Origin of the sequence: Mesorhizobium sp. M0292, from assembly GCF_040321695.1 — a bacterium.
Classification (GTDB): Bacteria; Pseudomonadota; Alphaproteobacteria; order Rhizobiales; family Rhizobiaceae; genus Mesorhizobium.
This window is the reverse complement of the sequence record NZ_JAMYSB010000009.1, coordinates 218,515-237,312: the sequence shown is the minus strand read 5'-3', so window position 1 is coordinate 237,312 and position 18,798 is coordinate 218,515. Positions and strand designations below refer to the sequence as shown.

Genomic DNA, 18,798 nt, shown 5'->3' with positions numbered 1-18,798 from the left:
GGTGCCTCGGCCATCGGCAGCATGGTCAGGTGAAAGCGCTCGTGACGTCCGTTCTGCTGTGGCCTGCCGGGTGCGATCCGCTCCAGGGTGATGCCGAGCTTGATGAAGCGCACGACAAGCGGCGTCAGCCCGGTGACGCCGGCCGATGCGAAGGGCGGGCCATTGTCGCTTCTGAAGCGATCCGGCAGGCCATGCTCTTCAAACAGCCGTTCGAACACCGGCCAGGCTTCGCTATCGGCCGTCGACCCCGTCGCTTCGAGCGCCAGAAGATAGCGGCTCGACGCATCCATCACCGTCAAGGGTTCGCAACGCCAGCCGTCGCGGGTCCGGAACCAGCCCTTGTGATCGCCAGTCCACACCGCGTTCGGTTCTTGCGGCTGTGGCCAGGGTCCATTGCCGCAGGCCCGCAGGCGGGGTCGCTTGCGGGCGCGGACAAGCCCATGCCGCGCAAGGATCGCGCCGACCGTCGAGGCTGAAGGCCACATGAACTCGGGAGCCGTGCGCCTGAGCCGTGCCACGATCTTCTTTGGACCCCAAAGCGGATGCAGCTCCTTGGCCGCCACAATCCGCTCAACCAGATCCTGAGCTGTTGCACGGCCTTGATTGAGCGGGGCTCGCGGCAGGTCGTGCAAACCTTCCGGGCCGAACTCCCGATAACGTCCGAGCCATTTGTAGCCGTTCTTGCGTGAGGTCCCGTAGGCCGCACAAAGCGCAACCATCGTCTCATCCCCAGCAAGACACTCCACAACAAACCGTAGCCGCTCGTCCATGATGCCAGTCTCTCGCCTAACCATCGCCGGTCCTCCCGGCGAAGGAGAAAACTGTCACCCATGCTATCGGTCCATTCTGTTACCTATCTATCCGGTTCGGACAACGAGGCACCCTCCCCTCAAGGGGGAGGGGAGCCCACCTTCTCGCCAAAGCTTGAAAAAAACTGCCCGGCCAGCTTCTTCGAAGTCGATTCGATCAGCCGGCTGCCGAGTTGGGCGATCTTGCCGCCGACTTCGGCCTTGGCCGCGTATTTGAGGACCGTCGCATCCGGCCCGTCCGCCGTCAGCGTCACGTCGGCGCCACCCTTGGCGAAGCCGGCAATACCGCCCTTGCCCTCGCCCTGGATGGTGTAGGAGTGCGGCGGCTTCAGGTTCTTCAACGTCACCTCGCCGTTGAATGTCGCCTTGATCGGTCCGATCTTCAACACCACCGTCGCCGCCATTTCGGTCGGCGATTTCATCTCCAGGTGCTGGCAGCCGGGAATGGTCGCCTGCAAAACCTTCGGATCGTTCAGCGCGTCCCACACTTTCTGCAGGGGGGCGGCAATGCGTTCCTCGCCTTCGATCACCAAAGCCATCGACACCTCCCGGACAGACTTCGAAGGCCTAACGCACGGTCTGGTCTGTGTCTATCGCACCAAAGTCCGGTTGCGACGGTGCGCCCTCTTGCCTGCTTCCGCGCGTTGCCATATCGATTTGTCTTACAAATACGGAGACCATGATGGCAGGCGCCCCCACCGGAAAGAAGAAGTTTCGCTCGCAGGAGTGGTTCGACAATCCCGACAATCCAGGCATGACCGCGCTCTACCTCGAGCGCTACCTGAACTACGGCCTGACGCGGGCCGAGCTGATGTCGGGCAAGCCGCTGATCGGCATCGCCCAGACCGGCTCGGATCTGTCGCCATGCAACCGCCATCATATCGAACTCGCCAAGCGCGTGCGCGAAGGCATCGTCTCGATGGGCGGCATCCCCTTCGAATTCCCGTGCCATCCGATCCAGGAGACCGGCAAGCGCCCGACCGCGGCACTGGACCGCAACCTTGCCTATCTCGGCCTGGTCGAAGTGCTTTACGGCTATCCGCTCGACGGCGTCGTACTGACCATCGGCTGCGACAAAACCACGCCGGCGCTGCTGATGGCGGCGGCCACCGTCAATATTCCGGCCATAGCACTTTCGGTCGGACCGATGCTCAATGGCTGGCACAAAGGCAAGCGCACGGGATCCGGCACCATCGTCTGGGAATCGCGCCAGCGGCTCTCCGCCGGCGAGATTGACTATGACGAGTTCATGGACATCGTCGCCTCATCGGCGCCGTCGACCGGCTATTGCAACACCATGGGCACCGCCACCACGATGAACTCGCTGGCAGAGGCGCTCGGCATGCAATTGCCGGGTTCGGCCGCCATTCCCGCACCCTACCGCGAGCGCGGCCAGATCTCCTATGAGACCGGCAAGCGCATCGTCGAGATGGTGCATGAGGATCTGAAGCCGTCCGACATCATGACGCGCAAGGCCTTCGAGAACGCCATTGTCGTCAATTCGGCGATTGGCGGCTCGACCAATGCCCCGATCCACCTCAACGCGATTGCCCGTCATCTCGGCGTGCCGCTCACCAATGACGACTGGCAGACGGTCGGCCTCCATGTGCCGCTCATCGTCAATCTGCAGCCATCGGGCGAATATCTCGGCGAAGACTATCACCATGCCGGCGGCGTGCCGGCTGTGGTGGCCGAGTTGATGAAGGCCAAGCTGCTGCCTTATCCCGAAGCGATGACCGTCAATGGCAAGACTATCGGTGACAATTGCAAGGGTGTCGCCAACGAGAACACCGACGTCATCCGCGCCGTCGCCGAGCCGCTGAAGGCCAATGCCGGCTTCATCAATCTCAGCGGCAATCTGTTCGATTCCGCAATCATGAAGATGAGCGGCATCTCGCCGGAATTCCGCGAGCGCTATCTCTCCAACCCGAACGACCCGGAAGCCTTCGAAGGCAACGCCATGGTCTTTGACGGTCCCGAGGACTACCACGCCCGCATCGACGATCCGGCGCAAGGCATCGACGAGCACACCATCCTGTTCATGCGCGGGGCCGGCCCGATCGGCTATCCCGGCGGCGCCGAGGTGGTCAACATGCAGCCGCCCGCCTATCTCATCAAGAAGGGCATTCACGCGCTGGCCTGCATCGGCGATGGCCGCCAGTCGGGCACATCGGGCTCGCCCTCTATCCTCAACGCTTCGCCGGAAGCCGCCATTGGCGGCGGCCTGGCGCTGCTCAAGACCGGCGACCGTGTGCGCATCGATTTACGGAAAGGCACTGCCAACATCCTCGTCACCGACGAGGAAATCACGCGCCGCCGTGCCGAACTGCAGGTCGATGGCGGCTACCACTATCCCAAGCACCAGACGCCATGGCAGGAAATCCAGCGCTCCATGGTCGACCAGTTCTCGGAGGGCATGGTGCTGAAGCCGGCGGTGAAATACCAGGACGTCGCGCACACCAGCGGCGTGCCGAGGGACAACCACTGAGCATTGCAAGTTTGGTGAAATCGAAGGCGGCTTGCCATCGGGCAGGCCACCTTTTCTCATGGCAACGCTCTTGTATCGATTGGGCCAAGTCTACAGATACGTCGTGTCGATAGGTCCTGCACAAGGGATAACACCCATCAATGACGAAGCGGCGCTCTTCCCTCGGTTTCCTCGGCATGTTCGGCCGCTCGGGTGATTTGCGGGAACTGGACAACGCGCTGCGCGGCGCCGATCTTCATCCGGCGCTTGTTCCCGAGGGGGTAAAGCTCACCATCGTCAATTTGATGAAGGATCATTGGCCGGACGAGCCGCCGCCCGACGCCTACCGGTCCGTGGCGCTGCTGTTCGGCTTTTGCATCGCGGGCCCACAAACCTTCGAGCAGGCCAATGGGCCGGAGCGGCGGCTGGAGGCTGAGCGCCGCATCGAGGCTGCGCTTGAAACCGGCGACAGCCTGGATGCCCAGATCGTGTTGATGGCGCTGCATGGCAAGCTGATCAGCGCCGAAGTCGTCGAGCGCTTTGGGCTAAGCGCGGACTGACCTTCGTAAGGTGAAGCTTACCCGCCCATGCCGCTGCGTGGCAGCTTGATCATCTCGCCGAAGCGGGCACGCAATTTGTCGTCGAGCAGCTTCGGCACATGGCGCGGGAAGCGCTCGGCCAGCACGCGCTTCTTTTCGATGATCGCCCGCTGCAAGATGTCGGGCCGGCCCTTCTCGTTCCATTCCTTGGGCGAAAAGCGGTCGCCGACGGCAGGATAGAAATACTCCGTCTGCATTAGGCGCAGCGTCTGCTCATTGCCGAGATAGTGGCCTGGGCCATTCATGCAGACTTCGGTGATGGTGTCGATCGACAGCGCTTCGTCGGTCACTTCGATGCCGCGCACGCAGCGCAGGCAGTGGCCCAGCATGTCATTGTCGATGATCAGGCTCTCCAGGCAAAAGCCGAGCAACGAGGCATGCATACCCGCCGATTCATAGACCAAGTTGAGGCCGGCAAGACCGGCCATCACATCGGTGATGCCCTTTTCATAGCCGGACTGGATGTCGGGCAGTTTCGAATCCGTCATGCCGGCGGCCGAACCGCCCGGCAGATCGTAGAACTGCGCCATCTGCGCACAGGCCGAAGTCAACACTGCCTGCTCGGCCGAGCCGCCCGACATGGCGCCGGTCCTGAGGTCGGATACGAACGGCCAGGTGCCGAAGATCGCCGGATGCCCGGGCTTGATGGCGTTGACGTAGATGAGGCCGACCAGCACTTCGGCCACCGCTTGCACCACAGCGCCGGCAATTGCCGCCGGAGCGGTGGCGCCGGCCTGGCCGGCCGATAGAAGCAGGATCGGAATGCCGCCTTCGACGCAGGCTTCGAGCACGCCGCAGGCGTCCTCAGCGAATTTCATCGGCGGCACGACGAAGCAGTTGGAATTGGATACGAACGGCCGGGCGCGAAAGTTCTCCTCGCCGCCGGCGATCGCATAAAGCATTTCCAGCGCCGGCTGCACGTTCTCGCGCACCGTGAACGAGGTGCCGACATGCTTAGACGTGCCCATCACGCAGGCGTAGAGCGTGTTGAAGTCCATTTCGAGCGGATCGGGAATGTCGCGCGGCACCATCGGCCGCTGGAAGAAATGGATGTTGTCGAGCCCTTCGACGAGGCGAGCGGCATCATAAATGTCCTGCACCAGCGACTCGCGGTATTCGCGCTTTTCGACATCGACCAGATGCACCGCCGCACCCGCCGTGCCGTAATGCACGCGCTTGCCCTGGATCAGCATGTCATGCCTGGGGTCCTGGCCGTGCAGCGTAAAATTCCTCGCCGCTTTCTTGATCGTGTCCATCACAAGCCCACGTGGGAAACGGATGCGGCCGTCATCGCCATAGACGGCGCCGACCCCGGTCAGCGCCTCGATGCAGGAGGGAATGGCATTGGCGAAGCCGACGGTCTCCAGCAGCGTCAGCACCGCTTCATGGATGCGCTCCTGGTCGTTCTGGTTGAGCGGCCCGTAGCTGCCGCCTTCGAGGCCGGCGCGCACCGGCCGGATATCGTCGGCAAGCGGTGCGGCGCGCATGGCGCGGCGCGCTTCGCGCCCGCCGGATCGTCGCGAACGCTGGTCGGCTGATGTATCTTTAGGAGCCGCATCCTTAAGAGCCGCATCCTGCTGCTCAACAGCCACTGACATGGGGGGCACTCCACCTTTAGCTTGCGAACACGGCGCGGTGATTGGTCCACCGTCGGCTTGCTTCGTCCCTCTGTCAGCCGACTATGCCGTTGCCATTGGCCCAGCCTATGGGCCAGTCAACGCAGCCGAGTATGCCAGAGAGCTAATGCAGAATGTTGGTGATCATGCCAAGGGCCGGGGCTGTTCAAAGCTCCGGCACAGGCAAATCAGGCTGCCGCGGGCCTGCGTCCGGCCGCAGTCGCGAGCTCGCGAATACCCGGCTCGATGTGCTGCAGCGCGATCGAGGAAATGCCCAAGCGCATGAAACGCGAGGGCTTTTCGGTGCGATCGAAGAAGCGGTCGCCCGGCTCGATGATGACGCTGCGCGACGCCGCGGCCTCGGCCAGTCCACGTGAATCGGTGCCGCGCGGGCCTTCCAGCCAGAGCGATGTGCCGCCGGCCGAATCGGTCGAGCGCCATTCCGGCAGGAATGCGGAAATCGCATGGACCAGACGCTTGCGCCGCTCATCGAAGGCCGACGACAGCCGCCGCACCAGGGCCTCGTGATGGCCGAGCGACAGGAACAGCGCGACCGCGCGCTGGTTGTTGGCCGGCGGGTGCCTGAGCATGAAGCGGCGCAGCGCCCTGAGCTCAGAGATTAGTCCAGCCGAAGCGACGATGTAGCCAAGCCGCAGGCCCGGAGCCAGCGTCTTCGACATCGAGCCGACATAGACGACGCGACCCGAGCGATCGAGGCTCTTCAGCGCCTGCTGCGGCGCCTCGTCGAGAAGCTGGCTGTCATAGCCGTCCTCGATGATGATCTGGTTGTGGCGGTTGGCGCGCGCCAGAAGGTCCTGCCGCCGCTCTGCCGACAGCGGCACCATGGTCGGGCAATGGTGGCTGGGGGTGACGAAGACAAAGCCGGAATCGTTGGGGATGGACGAGGTGACGATGCCGGACTGATCGACCGGAACCGGCTGGATTTCGGCGCCTGCCAGGCGGAAGATCGAGCGCGCGTCGGGGTATCCCGGGTCTTCCATCGCGACCTTGGAGCCCTTTGTCATCAGCAGTGTCGCCAGCATATAGAGCGCGTTCTGGGCGCCGAGCGTGACGATGATCTCGTCCGGATTGGCGAAGATGCCGCGCCGCGGCAACAGCCGCGCCTGGATCTGCTCGATCAAGAGCGGATCGTCGCGGTCGACCATGTCCGAGGCCCAGTTGCGGATCTCAAGCACGGCCAGCGCCATGCGGTTGCACTCACGCCATTCGGCGGTCGGGAACAATGCCGGGTCGAACTGGCCGTAGACGAAGGGGTAGGACGACTTGATCCAGTTGTCGTGCTTGGCCGGCGGCGGCATGTCGCTGGCAGCGATCTGCCGGCGTGCCTTCCAGTCGATCTCGTTTTGCTGGTCCGGCGCCTTCTGGTGCGGCTTGGCGGGGGTGGCCAGCACATCCGGATTGACGAAATGGCCGCGCCGTTCGCGCGCCACCAGGAAACCTTGGTCGACCAATTGCTGGAACGCCAGCACCACAGTGCCGCGCGCGACGCCGAGTTTTTCAGCCAGGATGCGGCAGGACGGAAGCGGCATCGAAGCGGCGATCTGCCGGTCGAGAATGGCGGCGACGATCGCCTGACGGATCTGCGCCTGCAGGGTCTGGCCCGATTCCGCCGAAATCCGGAACAGGCCGGACCATATGGCCGTGTCGTTACGCTGTGGCATGGAAGGTGTTCCTCGATGGCCAGTCTTTTTTGCTTGGCTGGACCAGCGGAAGGTAACCGTGGCACAAGGGGTTGCGCCAATCAATTTTTCTGATCGCTGGGATTTATGCCAGTGATCTATGCGCGACGCGCAGCGTCGTCGCATCCCCGGGTGACGCTTGCGTCATCCCGCAGCGCGGACGCCCGCGCGATGCGAAGCGTCGTCGCGCCTCACTATCCCCAGCGCGACGCGCAGCGTCGTCGCTACTCCCATCACATCCTCCAGCGCGACGCGCAGCGTCGTAGCTCCATCACATCGCATTATGCTGCACTGCGTCATCCCCACGCATTGAAACATGCGGAATTCGGCTCGATAACATCACCCCGACGACACGCGCCGGAAACATCCGGTCTGATAAGATGTCGTGAAAAACGATCAGGAGCCGGCAGTGGATCATTCCTCCTTCGACAAACAGCTTGTCGCCTTGCGTGCTGCGCGCTCGGCTGCATCGGGCACGATGCGCGAGGCTTTTGCCGCGGACCCCAAGCGCTTCGAGACATTTTCGGCCAGCGATGGAGACCTTTTTCTCGATTGGTCGAAATGCGCGGTCGACCAGGGCACGATGGAACTGCTCGAGAAGCTCGCCGCCGCCGCCGATCTCGAAGGGCGCCGTGCCGCAATGTTTTCCGGCATGAAGATCAACATCACCGAGGACCGCGCCGTGCTGCACACGGCGCTGCGCAACCTCTCGGGCAAGGGCGTCACCGTCGACGGCCAGGACGTCAAGGCGGATGTGCTGTCCGTGCTCGACGCCATGGGCGCTTTCGCCGATGCCATTCGCTCCGGCAAGGCCGCCGGCGCCACCGGCAAGAAAATCACCGACATCGTCAACATCGGCATTGGCGGCTCCGATCTCGGCCCGGCCATGGCGACGCTGGCGCTGGCGCCCTATCACGACGGCCCGCGCGCGCACTACGTCTCCAACATCGACGGCGCCCATATCCACGACACGCTGAAGGGCCTGTCGGCCGAAACCACCCTGTTCATCATCGCCTCGAAGACCTTCACCACGGTCGAGACGATGATCAATGCCGAGACGGCGCGCAAATGGGTGCAGAAGGCGCTCGGCAAGGAAGCTGTCGGCAAGCATTTCGCCGCCGTCTCGACCGCGCTCGACCTGGTTTCCAAGTTCGGCATCGAAGCGGATCGCGTGTTCGGCTTCTGGGACTGGGTCGGCGGCCGCTATTCGCTGTGGGGCGCCATCGGCCTGCCGGTGATGATCGCCATCGGCCCGCGCAATTTCCGCGCCTTCCTGGGCGGCGCGCATGAGATGGACGAGCACTTCCGCACCGCACCCCTGCAGAAGAACCTGCCTGCGCTGCTTGGGCTGGTCGGCTGGTGGCATCGCGTGATCTGCGGTTATCCGGCGCGTGCCGTCATCCCCTATGACCAGCGACTGTCCAGGTTGCCGGCCTATCTACAGCAGCTCGACATGGAATCGAACGGCAAGGGCGTCACCCTCGACGGCACGCCGGTGACGACGCCGACCGGACCGCTGGTCTGGGGCGAGCCCGGCACCAATGGCCAGCACGCCTTCTTCCAGCTGCTGCACCAGGGCACCGATTTCATCCCGGTCGAGTTCCTTGCCGCTGCCGTCGGCCATGAGCCTGATCTCAAGCACCAGCACGATCTACTGCTTGCCAATTGCCTGGCCCAATCGGAAGCGTTGATGAAGGGCCGCACGCTGGACGAGGCGCGCGCGCAGATGCTGGCCAAGGGCATGAAGCCGGCCGATGTCGACAGAATAGCCCCGCACCGCGTCTTCTCCGGCAACCGCCCATCGGTGACGATCCTCTACCGCAAGCTCGACCCGCGCACCTTCGGCCGGCTGATCGCGCTTTACGAGCACCGCGTCTTCGTCGAAGGCACTCTGTTCAACATCAATTCCTTCGACCAATGGGGCGTCGAGCTCGGCAAGGAGCTGGCGACCGGCCTGTTGCCAGTCGTGGAAGGCAAGGAGAGCGCCGCCAAGCGCGACGCATCGACGGCCGGGCTGGTGGCGCGCATCCAGCAACTGCGGGGGGCGCAATGAAAAATCCGGCCGACATCAAGGGCATATTGTTCGACAAGGACGGCACGCTTGTCGATTTCAACGCGACCTGGCTCGGCATCGCCGATTTCATGGCCATGGATGCTGCCGAGGGCGATCGCTGGAAAGCCGACAGGCTGCTTTCAGCGGCGGGCTTCGATTTTGTCGCCAAGCGTTTCAAGCCGGATTCCATCTTCGCCTCGGGCACCAACATGGATGTCGTCGAACTATGGTTCCCGCGCCTGTCCGACGAGGACCAGATGCTGGCCGTCGCCCGTTTCAACGAGATCACCTCGGTGCAAGGCTCATCGATGGCGGTGGCCTTGCCCGGCATCGTCGCGGCGCTGACGGCTCTGCACAAGCGATCCTACCGGCTCGGCGTCGCCACCAATGATTCGACTGCCGGTGCCGAAAAGACCATGGTCACGCTCGGCGTCGCGCAGCTGTTCACCGCCGCCTATGGCTATGACGCGGTCGCCAATCCGAAACCGGCGCCGGACACGATCGTCGCCTTTTGCGACCTGACCGGGTTGAAGGCGTCCGAGATCGCCATGGTCGGCGACAACCGCCACGACCTGGAGATGGCGCGTGCCGGCGGCTGCGGCCTGGCGGTCGGCGTGCTCTCCGGCACCGGCACGCGGGAATCGCTGGCGTCGATCGCCGATGTCGTTCTGGATTCGGTTGCCGACTTGCCGGACTTTCTGTCGGCGCGGGTCAAGGAGACGGTCTGACGGGGGCCTGGGGCAAACTCAATTCGGCTCGGGATTTCCCCGCCAATGGCCGAGTTGGGGGAAGCAGCCATGAAACTATGGAGCTTCTGGTTTGTTTTCGGACATAGTGGGCTACTCATCAGCAGAGCAAACGTACCCGCATTTGCCGCACCTGATCTTGGCGCTTGCGTTATCGATGTCTTCGCCAGGCTGAAGCTCGAAGCCGCGATTTTCGCACTTTGGGCAAACTATGAAGCCGATATGTTGAACAACTTTAATCCACGCCATTCGACTTCTCCTATCAACGGCTAATCCAATCTATTTTCTGCCCCTTGAGGTTTGTCCACAATGAGTAGAATCCGGCCATTCAGAGCGACTGGGCTTTGCCGCGTCGCGCTAGCAATCTTCCGGCTCGAACCAAAACACACCGCTCGGCTTGGTCACATCACCCTTTGCGTCGCCGAAATCCGGCACCTGATATTCGGCGAGCAATCGTAGCCGCGACAGCGGCAGGTCGGCGCGGCGGGGATCGCCGACCAGCACCTCGATGCCGGCTGCCAGGCAGCGGTCGAGGAACGGGATCACCCGCAGAGCAACCTCGCGGCCGTAGAACACGTCGCCGGCAAGCACGAGGTCGACGGCCGGCGGCGGGCCTGTGGTGATGTCCTTGTCGACAATGGTGATCTCGACGCCGTTGGCCGCGGCATTGATGCCGATCGCGGCGACGCCGTTGCGGTCGATCTCGGCCGCGATCACCGCGCTGGCGCCGGCCTTGGCGGCGGCGATGCCGACAAGGCCCGAGCCGGCGCCGAGGTCGAGCACGCGGCGGCCGGCCACGCTTTGCGGATGGTCGAGTATATAGCGCGCAAGCACGGCGCCGCCGGCCCAGGCATAGGCCCAGTAGGGCGGCTGCGGCTCAGCTTCGTGCTCCTTGGTTTGGCTGCCGTCTTCCGGTCCATGAACTCGCCACTCGACAAGCCGCCTCAGGCCGCTGCCGGAATGAGCCGTATAGAGCTGGATTTCACGAAGGGCGGGAACGGGCGCAAGCCGCAGGTTCGCCTTGATGAACACTACTGCATCGGGACGCCGACTATCGTCCGCCATCCCGCCGTCGCCAGGCTCGCCGTTCAAACTATTCCCGCAGCGCCCGGCGCAAAATCTTGCCCACCGGCGTCTTCGGCAGCTCGGTCCTGAACTCGATGTATTTGGGTCGCTTGTAGCCGGTCAGGTTCTCGCGGCAATAGGCGGTCAGTGCCTCGACGGTCAGCGCCGGGTCCTTCTTGACCACGAACAGCTTCGGCACCTCGCCCGAATGCTCGTCCGGCACGCCGACCGCCGCCACTTCGAGCACGCCCGGATGCTGGGCGACGACTTCCTCGAGTTCGTTGGGATAGACGTTGAAGCCGGAGACCAGGATCATGTCCTTCTTGCGGTCGACGATCTTGGTGTAGCCGCGCTCGTCCATGAAGCCCATGTCGCCGGATTTGAAGAAGCCGTCCTTGGTCATCACCTTGGCGGTCTCGTCCGGCCGGTTCCAGTAACCGGCCATGACCTGCGGCCCGCGAATGCAGATCTCGCCGACCTCGCCGAGCGGCAGGTTGTTGCCGTCATCGTCGCGGATGACGATCTCGGTCGACGGCAGCGGCAGGCCGATCGTGCCGGTGAAATTGCTGTCGCTGAACTTGTTGGCGGTCGCCACCGGCGAGGTCTCCGACAGCCCGTAGCCCTCGGTGATCGAATTGCCGGTCAGCGCCTTCCAGCGCTCGGCAACCCCCTTCTGCACCGCCATGCCACCACCCAGCGTCATGATCAGCGGCTTGAAGTCGAGCTTGCGGAAATCCTCGTTGTTGAGCAGCGCGTTGAACAGCGTGTTGAGGCCGGGGAAAATGTGCATCGGGTATTTCTGCAGCTCCTTGACGAAGCCGGGAATGTCGCGCGGGTTGGGAACGAGCACGTTCTGGGCGCCCTGCTGCATGCCCATCAGCGCGTTCACCGTCAGCGCGAAGATATGGTAGAGCGGCAGTGCGCAAATGAAGTTGAGATGCGCCGGTTTCGGCTTGATCGCATAGGCGTCCTGCAGCCACAGCGTGTTCTGCGCGACATTGGACAGCACATTGGAGTGCAGCAGCACAGCACCTTTGGAAATCCCCGTGGTGCCGCCTGTATATTGCAGGAAGGCGACGTCGCTGGCTTCCATCTTGGCCGGCTTGAAGGCGATGCCGGCGCCGGCCTTCACCGCCGCATTGAATTTGACATGGCCGGGCAGCGACCAGGCCGGCACCATCTTTTTCACCCGGCGCACGACCAGGTTGACGATCGTGCCCTTGAGGCCGCCGAGCATGTCGCCCATCGCCGCGACCACCACATGCTTGACCGCCGTCCTGGCAATCACCGCGTCCAGGGTGCTGGCGAAATTCTCCAGAATGACGATCGCCTGCGCGCCGGAATCCTTGAGCTGATGTTCGAGCTCGCGCGGCGTGTAGAGCGGATTGATGTTCACCACGACATAGCCGGCGCGAAGCACGGCCATCATCGCCACCGGATATTGCAGCACATTCGGCATCATCAGCGCCACGCGTGCGCCCTTCTGCAGGCCCTTCAATTGCAAATAGGCGCCGAAGGCGGCCGATTGCCGCTCGAGTTCGGCATAGGAGATCGACTTGCCCATGCAGACGTATGCCGGCTGGCCGGAAAACTGCTTGCAGGCGCCGACGAGGAAGTCGCCGATCGAACTGTAGGGCAGGGCGCCGATCTCCGCCGGCACGACTTTCGAATAGCTTTTTAGCCATGGCTTTTCCGGCAAGCCCGCGGCAAGCGCCGTCAGCGTATTCGGCAGTTTTTTGGCCACGCCCGTCGACGGCTTCGAGGCGGGCTTCGCCGCGGCTGTCTTGGCGGCTGGCGGCTGGGCGGGCTTTGCAGCGGGTGCTGTCTTCGCAGCGCGGTTGACCGCAGGTTTCGCTGCCGGCTTGGCGCTTGCCTTCGCCGGCGTCGAGGTTGCCGTTGGCTTGACGGCGGGAGTGGCTTTGGCCGGTGGCGCTTTCGACTTGGCGGCAGCGGCGGCCGGTTTTGAAGCTTTCGCCGCTTTTGCTTTCGCCGGGGCCGTTGACTTTGTTGCTTTCGCCACCTCTAGCCTCCCTAAGTCGTTCTGTTGCCTGCTCCATGCTGCGCCGCCTCGATGTGGTGAGGCGTCCTCCGCTGCAGCGATGTCGCGGATCCCGGAAAATCCAGCGTGTCATCTATCTATTGCGACTATCGGCGGCCGTGCAAGTCTTGCCCCAGCGGCAGGACGGCAAAGATTTGCCGTCGAAATCCTTCCCGCGACGCCGGCTCGGCAATGCCGTCCTGTCATCTCGGTGGCGAAACCCAGGCTTGTGGATTTTTGGCTTACGATTGCTGCGATCAATGAAAAAATGCGGTCGTTAACAATCCCGTGATTAGCAGATTTTGCTATTTGTTTCTGCAGTTCGTCAAAGACCGAGAAATATTTTCTGCTTACGGTGGGGTAGGCAAACAGGGTGTTCCAAAGCCGGAAAAACGGTGCTTATATGCGCGCTTCGCGAGCCTATAGAGGGGCTTGGAAGAACATCAGGGAGTGCTCAATGAAAAAGAAACTGACTTTTGCAGCCGCGTTGCTGGCTGCAAGCGTCCTCGGCGGTGTGGCCAATGCCAAGACGCTGGTCTATTGCTCGGAGGCCTCGCCGGCCAACTTCGACCCGGGTACCACGACGGGCGGCAACGACTTCGACGCCTCGTCGCGCACCGTCTATTCGCGCCTGGTCGAGTTCAAGCATGGCGGCACCGAAGTTGTGCCCGGTCTCGCCGACAAATGGGAGATTTCGGACGACGGTCTGGTCTATACTTTCCACCTGCATCCGGGCGTGAAGTTCCAGACGACGGATTTCTTCAAGCCGACGCGTGATTTCAATGCCGACGACGTCGTCTTTTCGTTCGATCGCCAGTTCAACAAGGAAAACCCCTGGAACGGCGAGAAGTACCTGCCGAACCTGACCTGGGACTACTACACCGGCATGGACATGCCGAAATACGTCGCCAAGTGGGAAAAGGTCGATGACCTGACCGTGAAGCTGACGCTGACCGAGCCGAACGCGCCGATGCTGGCCAATCTCGGCATGGACTTCGCCTCGATCGTGTCGAAGGAATATGCCGACCAGCTGGAAAAAGACGGCAAGATGGCCGACTTCTCGACCAAGCCGGTCGGTACAGGTCCGTTCCAGTTCGTCGACTACCAGCTGGATTCGGTCATCCGCTATGCGGCCAACCCGGACTACTTTAAGGGCAAGGAAAAGATCGACGATCTCGTCTTCGCGATCACGCCTGACGCCACCGCCCGCATCCAGAAGGTGCTCGCCGGCGAATGCGATATCGCGCCCTATCCGAATCCTGCCGACATCGGCACGATCAAGGCCAACGCCGACGTGACCCTGATGGATCAGGCTGGCCTCAACATCGGCTATATGAGCTACAACACCACCATCCCGCCGCTCGACAAGCCTGAAGTGCGCCATGCGCTCAACCAGGCGATCGATCGGGAATCGCTCATCAAGTCGCTGTTCCAGGACGCCGGCGCCACGCCGGCCGTAAACCTGATCCCGCCGACCATGTGGTCGTGGAACAAGGACGTGAAGTCCGACGCCTATGATCCGGAAGCAGCCAAGAAGGTGCTGGCCGATGCCGGATTGAAGGAGATCCAGCTTTGGGCCTCCGACCGCGTCCGTCCCTACAACCCGAACTTCCAGCGCGCCGCGGAACTGATCCAGGCTGACTGGGCCAAGGTCGGCGTCAAGGCGGAGATCGTCAGCTACGAGTGGACGAAGTACCGCGAAGAAGGCAAGAAGAAGGAGCGCCCGGGCGCCTTCCAGATCGGCTGGACCGGTGACAATGGCGATCCGGACAATTTCTTCGCCACGCTGTTCGCCTGCTCGGCCATCGGCGTGTCGAACTACTCCAGCTGGTGCGACAAGGACTTCGAGGATCTGATCCAGAAGGCCAAGAAGACCAGCGACCAGGCCGAACGCACCAAGCTCTATGAAGAGGCGCAGGTTGTCTTCCAGAAGCAGGCTCCGGCCTTCCTCATGGCACACAGCCAAGTCTACGCAGTCGTGCGCAAGAATGTCAGCGGCTTCATGATGGACCCGCTCGGCATTCATCGCTTCGACGGCGTCGACAAGGCCGAATAGAACTGTTAGGCGGGCGGCGCGCAATCAGGCGCCGCCCGCTTTTCAAGATGCTCCGATATCTCCTAAACAAAATCGTCTTGGTGCTGCCGACGCTGATCGGCATCACCATCTGCGCCTTCGCTTTCGTCAGGCTGCTGCCCGGCGATCCCATTCTTGCCATGGCCGGCGAGCATGGCGTGTCGCCCGAGCGTTACGCGGAACTGAAGGAACAGTTCGGCTACAATTTGCCGATCTGGCAGCAATACGCGCATTATGTCCGCGATGCCGCGACCGGTAATTTCGGCGTGTCGATTTCGTCCAAGCGGCCGGTCATCGAAGATTTCATGACGCTCTTCCCGGCAACCATCGAGCTCTCAGTCTTCGCCATGATCTTCGCCATGGTGCTGGCCATCCCGGCCGGCATCATTGCTGCGGTCAAACGCGGCTCCTGGTTCGACCAGGGGCTTATGGGCACCGCCCTCGTCGGCTATTCCATGCCGATCTTCTGGTGGGGCCTGCTGCTGATCATCTTTTTCTCCGGCTATCTCGGCTGGACCCCGGTTTCAGGCCGCATCGGCCTTCAGTTCTTTATCAAGCCGATCACCGGCTTCCTGACCCTCGACAGCCTGCTCTACGGCAAGTGGGATGCTTTCCGCTCGGCATTGAGTCACCTGGTGCTGCCGACAATTGTGCTCGGCACCATCCCGCTGGCGGTGATCGCGCGCCAGACGCGCTCGGCCATGCTCGAAGTGCTGGGCGAAGACTATGTGCGGACCGCCCGCGCCAAGGGCCTGTCGTCGTCCCGCGTCATCGGCGTGCATGCGCTGCGCAATGCGCTGATCCCGGTGGCCACCACCATCGGCCTGCAGGTCAGTACCCTGCTCGCCGGCGCCATTCTCACAGAAACCATCTTCGCCTGGCCGGGCATCGGCAAGTGGATGGTCGAATCCATATCCAAGCGCGACTATGTCGTCGTGCAGTCAGGCTTGCTGCTGATCGCCCTTATCGTCATGGCGGTGAACCTGATCGTCGACGTGCTTTATGCCGTCATCAACCCGCGCATCAGGGCGGCGTGATGAGCCAGTCGACCGAAATCGCCCCGATGGCCGCCGGCAACCCTGACCGACTGACCGGCTTCAGGACTTTCTGGCACTATTTCTCGGGAAACCGCGGCGCCGTCATCGGCCTGTTCGTCTTCATCGTTTTGGTGCTGGCCGCGCTCTTTGCACCGCTGCTCGCGCCCTATGCGCCCGACATCCAGGACAAGACCGCTTTCTTGCGTCCGCCGGCCTGGCAGGCAGGCGGCAGCATGGAATATCTGCTTGGCACCGACGCGGTCGGCCGCGACATGCTCTCGCGCCTGCTCTATGGCGCGCGTTTCTCGCTGCTCATCGGCGCCGTCGTGGTCACGCTGGCGCTTGTCGGCGGCATCACGCTCGGCCTTTTGGCCGGCTATTTCCGGGGCTGGGTCGACGTGGCGATCATGCGGGTCATGGATCTGATCCTGTCCTTCCCGTCGCTGCTCTTGGCGCTGGTTCTGGTCACCATCCTCGGCCCCGGCCTGTTCAACGCCATGCTGGCCATCGCGCTTGTCCTGCAACCCCACTTTGCCCGTCTGGTGCGCGCTGCCGTCATGGCCGAAAAGAGCCGCGAATATGTGGTCGCCGCCAAGGTCGCCGGCGCCGGCCATATAAGGCTTATGCTGCGCACCATCCTGCCCAACTGCCTGGCGCCGCTGATCGTCCAGGGCACGCTGTCCTTCTCCAACGCCATCCTGGAGGCGGCCGCTCTCGGCTTTCTCGGCCTTGGCGCCCAGCCGCCGACACCGGAATGGGGAACCATGCTCGCCTCGGCGCGTGAATTCATCCTGCGCGCCTGGTGGGTGGTGACCTTCCCCGGTCTGGCCATCCTCATCACCGTGCTTGCCATCAACCTGATCGGCGACGGTCTGCGCGATGCGCTCGATCCGAAGCTGAGGAGGTCGTAATGGCGCTGCTCGACATCCGCAATCTCGTCGTCGAGTTCCAGACCGCATCCGGCCCGTTCCGCGCGGTCGATGGCGTCTCGCTCCATGTGAACGAACGTGAAGTGCTGGCCATCGTCGGCGAATCCGGCTCCGGCAAGTCGGTGTCGATGTTGGCTGTGATGGGGCTGTTGCCGTGGACGGCGACGGTCACTGCCGACGAGATGAGCTTCAACGGCCGCGATCTCCTGAAGATGAGCCCGGCCGACCGGCGCAAGATCGTCGGCAAGGACATGTCGATGATCTTCCAGGAGCCGATGGCCAGTCTCAATCCGTGCTTCACCGTCGGCTTCCAGATCGAGGAGGTGCTGCGCTTCCATATGGGCATGGACAAGACCCAGCGTCGCGAGCGCGCCATCGAATTGCTGACGCAGGTCGGCATTGCCGAGCCGGGCGAACGGCTGAACTCGTTTCCGCACCAGATGTCAGGCGGCCAGTGCCAGCGCGTGATGATCGCCATCGCCATCGCCTGCAATCCGAAGCTTCTGATCGCCGACGAGCCGACGACCGCGCTCGACGTCACCATCCAGAAGCAGATCCTCGACCTGCTGGTCTCGCTGCAGGTCAAATACGGCATGGGCCTGATCATGATTACCCACAATATGGGCGTCGTGGCCGAGACCGCCGACCGCGTCATCGTCCAGTACAAGGGGCGCAAGATGGAAGAGGCCGACGTGCTGTCGCTGTTTGAATCGCCGAAGAGCAATTACACCCGCGCGCTTTTGTCGGCACTGCCGGAAAATGCCGTCGGCGACCGGCTGCCGACCGTCTCGGACATGCTGTTCGAACCGGCTGCCGGGAGCGTCTGATGGGCATCAAGGTCGTCGAAGGCAAGGACATCGTGCGCGACTATCACGTCGGCGGCGGCCTGTTTCGCGGCGCGCGCACCGTGCATGCGGTCAAGGGCGTCTCGTTCAGCGTCGACAAGGGCAAGACGCTGGCCATCGTCGGTGAATCGGGCTGCGGCAAGTCAACGCTGGCGCGCATCATCACGCTGATCGATCCGGCAACGTCGGGCGAGCTGTTCATCGACGGCAACAAGGTCGACATCGCAAGGAACGGCCTGACCAGGGAGATGCGCCGCAAGGTGCAGATCGTCTTCCAGAACCCTTACGGATCGCTCAATCCGCGCCAAAAGATCGGAGATGTGCTGGGCGAGCCGCTGCTCATCAACACCGACAAGCCGGCCGAAGAGCGGCGCGACCTCGCCATGAGGATGCTGAAGAAAGTCGGCCTCGGTACCGAGCACTACAATCGCTATCCTCACATGTTCTCGGGCGGCCAGCGCCAGCGCATCGCCATTGCCCGCGCGCTGATGCTGAACCCGAGCCTGCTGGTGCTTGACGAACCGGTCTCCGCGCTCGATCTTTCGGTGCAGGCGCAGGTGCTCAACCTGCTCGCCGACCTGCAGGACGAATTCCAGCTGACCTATGTCTTCATCAGCCACGATCTGTCGGTCGTGCGCTACATCGCCGACGATGTGATGGTGATGTATTTCGGCGAAGCCGTCGAATACGGCTCGCGCGAGGAGGTCTTCGCCGACCCCAAGCACAACTACACCAGGACGCTGTTCGCCGCGACGCCGCGCGCCGACGTCGCCTCGATCAAGGCGCGGCTGGCGAAGAAGAAGGCCGCCTGACCTCCCAC

At 62.9% G+C, this 18,798-nt stretch carries 16 protein-coding genes; 10 read left to right on the top strand and 6 right to left on the bottom strand.

Going from position 1 to position 18,798, the window contains the following annotated elements; genetic code table 11:
- Together NKI96_RS16845 and NKI96_RS16840 are read right to left on the bottom strand one after the other, a co-directional pair.
- Window positions 1-794 (bottom strand): helix-turn-helix domain-containing protein (locus NKI96_RS16845; protein WP_352805261.1); only part of this gene is annotated, 794 nt, incomplete at its 3' end.
- Between the two features lie 95 nt (window positions 795-889).
- Entirely contained in the window at window positions 890-1,348 is a 459-nt protein-coding gene (locus NKI96_RS16840) for an SRPBCC family protein (RefSeq protein WP_023696771.1), read from the bottom strand.
- 143 nt (window positions 1,349-1,491) lie between these two features.
- Between NKI96_RS16840 and NKI96_RS16835 the strand changes: the two genes are divergently transcribed.
- A complete protein-coding gene (locus NKI96_RS16835) occupies window positions 1,492-3,297 on the top strand; it encodes an IlvD/Edd family dehydratase (RefSeq protein WP_023682063.1) in 1,806 nt (601 codons plus the stop codon).
- Window positions 3,298-3,437: 140 nt separating this feature from the next.
- The gene (locus NKI96_RS16830; protein WP_352763581.1) at window positions 3,438-3,836 is read left to right on the top strand and encodes a hypothetical protein; all 399 of its coding nucleotides are present in this window, start codon (window positions 3,438-3,440) and stop codon (window positions 3,834-3,836) included.
- 17 nt (window positions 3,837-3,853) lie between these two features.
- On the opposite strand, the gene NKI96_RS16825 is transcribed toward NKI96_RS16830, so the two are convergent.
- Window positions 3,854-5,473: a trimethylamine methyltransferase family protein gene (locus NKI96_RS16825; protein WP_352805259.1), complete on the bottom strand. Its 1,620-nt coding sequence runs from the start codon at window positions 5,471-5,473 to the stop codon at window positions 3,854-3,856.
- A 206-nt stretch (window positions 5,474-5,679) separates the two neighbouring features.
- Complete coding sequence (gene pdxR, locus NKI96_RS16820) at window positions 5,680-7,173, bottom strand: MocR-like pyridoxine biosynthesis transcription factor PdxR (RefSeq protein ID WP_023669484.1); 1,494 nt, start codon at window positions 7,171-7,173, stop codon at window positions 5,680-5,682.
- A gap of 427 nt (window positions 7,174-7,600) precedes the next feature.
- Between pdxR and pgi the strand changes: the two genes are divergently transcribed.
- The 3 genes from pgi (at window position 7,601) to NKI96_RS16805 (ending at window position 10,263) form a co-directional block, all read left to right on the top strand.
- Entirely contained in the window at window positions 7,601-9,244 is a 1,644-nt protein-coding gene (gene pgi, locus NKI96_RS16815) for a glucose-6-phosphate isomerase (protein WP_502900270.1), read from the top strand.
- On the top strand, window positions 9,241-9,972 hold the full coding sequence (locus NKI96_RS16810) for an HAD family hydrolase (protein WP_023688783.1): 732 nt from the start codon (window positions 9,241-9,243) through the stop codon (window positions 9,970-9,972). Before pgi ends, NKI96_RS16810 begins: the two co-directional genes overlap by 4 nt.
- Window positions 9,973-10,041: 69 nt before the next feature.
- Window positions 10,042-10,263, top strand: a complete 222-nt coding sequence (locus tag NKI96_RS16805) for a hypothetical protein (protein WP_156932359.1) — start codon at window positions 10,042-10,044, stop codon at window positions 10,261-10,263.
- Window positions 10,264-10,347: 84 nt separating this feature from the next.
- Here the strand turns inward: NKI96_RS16805 and NKI96_RS16800 are convergent, their stop codons facing one another.
- Window positions 10,348-11,055 carry a class I SAM-dependent methyltransferase gene (locus NKI96_RS16800; RefSeq protein ID WP_031242494.1) on the bottom strand — a complete coding sequence of 236 codons (708 nt, stop codon included), beginning with the start codon at window positions 11,053-11,055 and terminating at the stop codon, window positions 10,348-10,350.
- Between the two features lie 28 nt (window positions 11,056-11,083).
- Window positions 11,084-13,075, bottom strand: a complete 1,992-nt coding sequence (locus tag NKI96_RS16795; protein WP_352738728.1) for a long-chain fatty acid--CoA ligase — start codon at window positions 13,073-13,075, stop codon at window positions 11,084-11,086.
- Between the two features lie 475 nt (window positions 13,076-13,550).
- Here NKI96_RS16795 and NKI96_RS16790 point away from each other — a divergent pair, with 475 nt between their 5' ends.
- From NKI96_RS16790 to NKI96_RS16770, 5 genes are read left to right on the top strand one after another with little or no spacing between them, the layout of a single operon-like run.
- Window positions 13,551-15,149, top strand: coding sequence for an ABC transporter substrate-binding protein (locus NKI96_RS16790; RefSeq protein ID WP_023669491.1), 1,599 nt, complete (start codon window positions 13,551-13,553; stop codon window positions 15,147-15,149).
- A 47-nt stretch (window positions 15,150-15,196) separates the two neighbouring features.
- Complete coding sequence (locus NKI96_RS16785) at window positions 15,197-16,204, top strand: ABC transporter permease subunit (RefSeq protein WP_352805255.1); 1,008 nt, start codon at window positions 15,197-15,199, stop codon at window positions 16,202-16,204.
- A 26-nt stretch (window positions 16,205-16,230) separates the two neighbouring features.
- Window positions 16,231-17,115, top strand: a complete 885-nt coding sequence (locus NKI96_RS16780) for an ABC transporter permease subunit (RefSeq protein ID WP_352805268.1) — start codon at window positions 16,231-16,233, stop codon at window positions 17,113-17,115.
- The gene (locus NKI96_RS16775; RefSeq protein WP_352805253.1) at window positions 17,115-17,960 is read left to right on the top strand and encodes an ABC transporter ATP-binding protein; all 846 of its coding nucleotides are present in this window, start codon (window positions 17,115-17,117) and stop codon (window positions 17,958-17,960) included. Before NKI96_RS16780 ends, NKI96_RS16775 begins: the two co-directional genes overlap by 1 nt.
- Window positions 17,960-18,790, top strand: coding sequence for a dipeptide ABC transporter ATP-binding protein (locus tag NKI96_RS16770; protein WP_023688780.1), 831 nt, complete (start codon window positions 17,960-17,962; stop codon window positions 18,788-18,790). The genes NKI96_RS16775 and NKI96_RS16770 overlap by 1 nt, the downstream gene beginning before the upstream one ends.
- Window positions 18,791-18,798 lie beyond the last annotated feature (8 nt).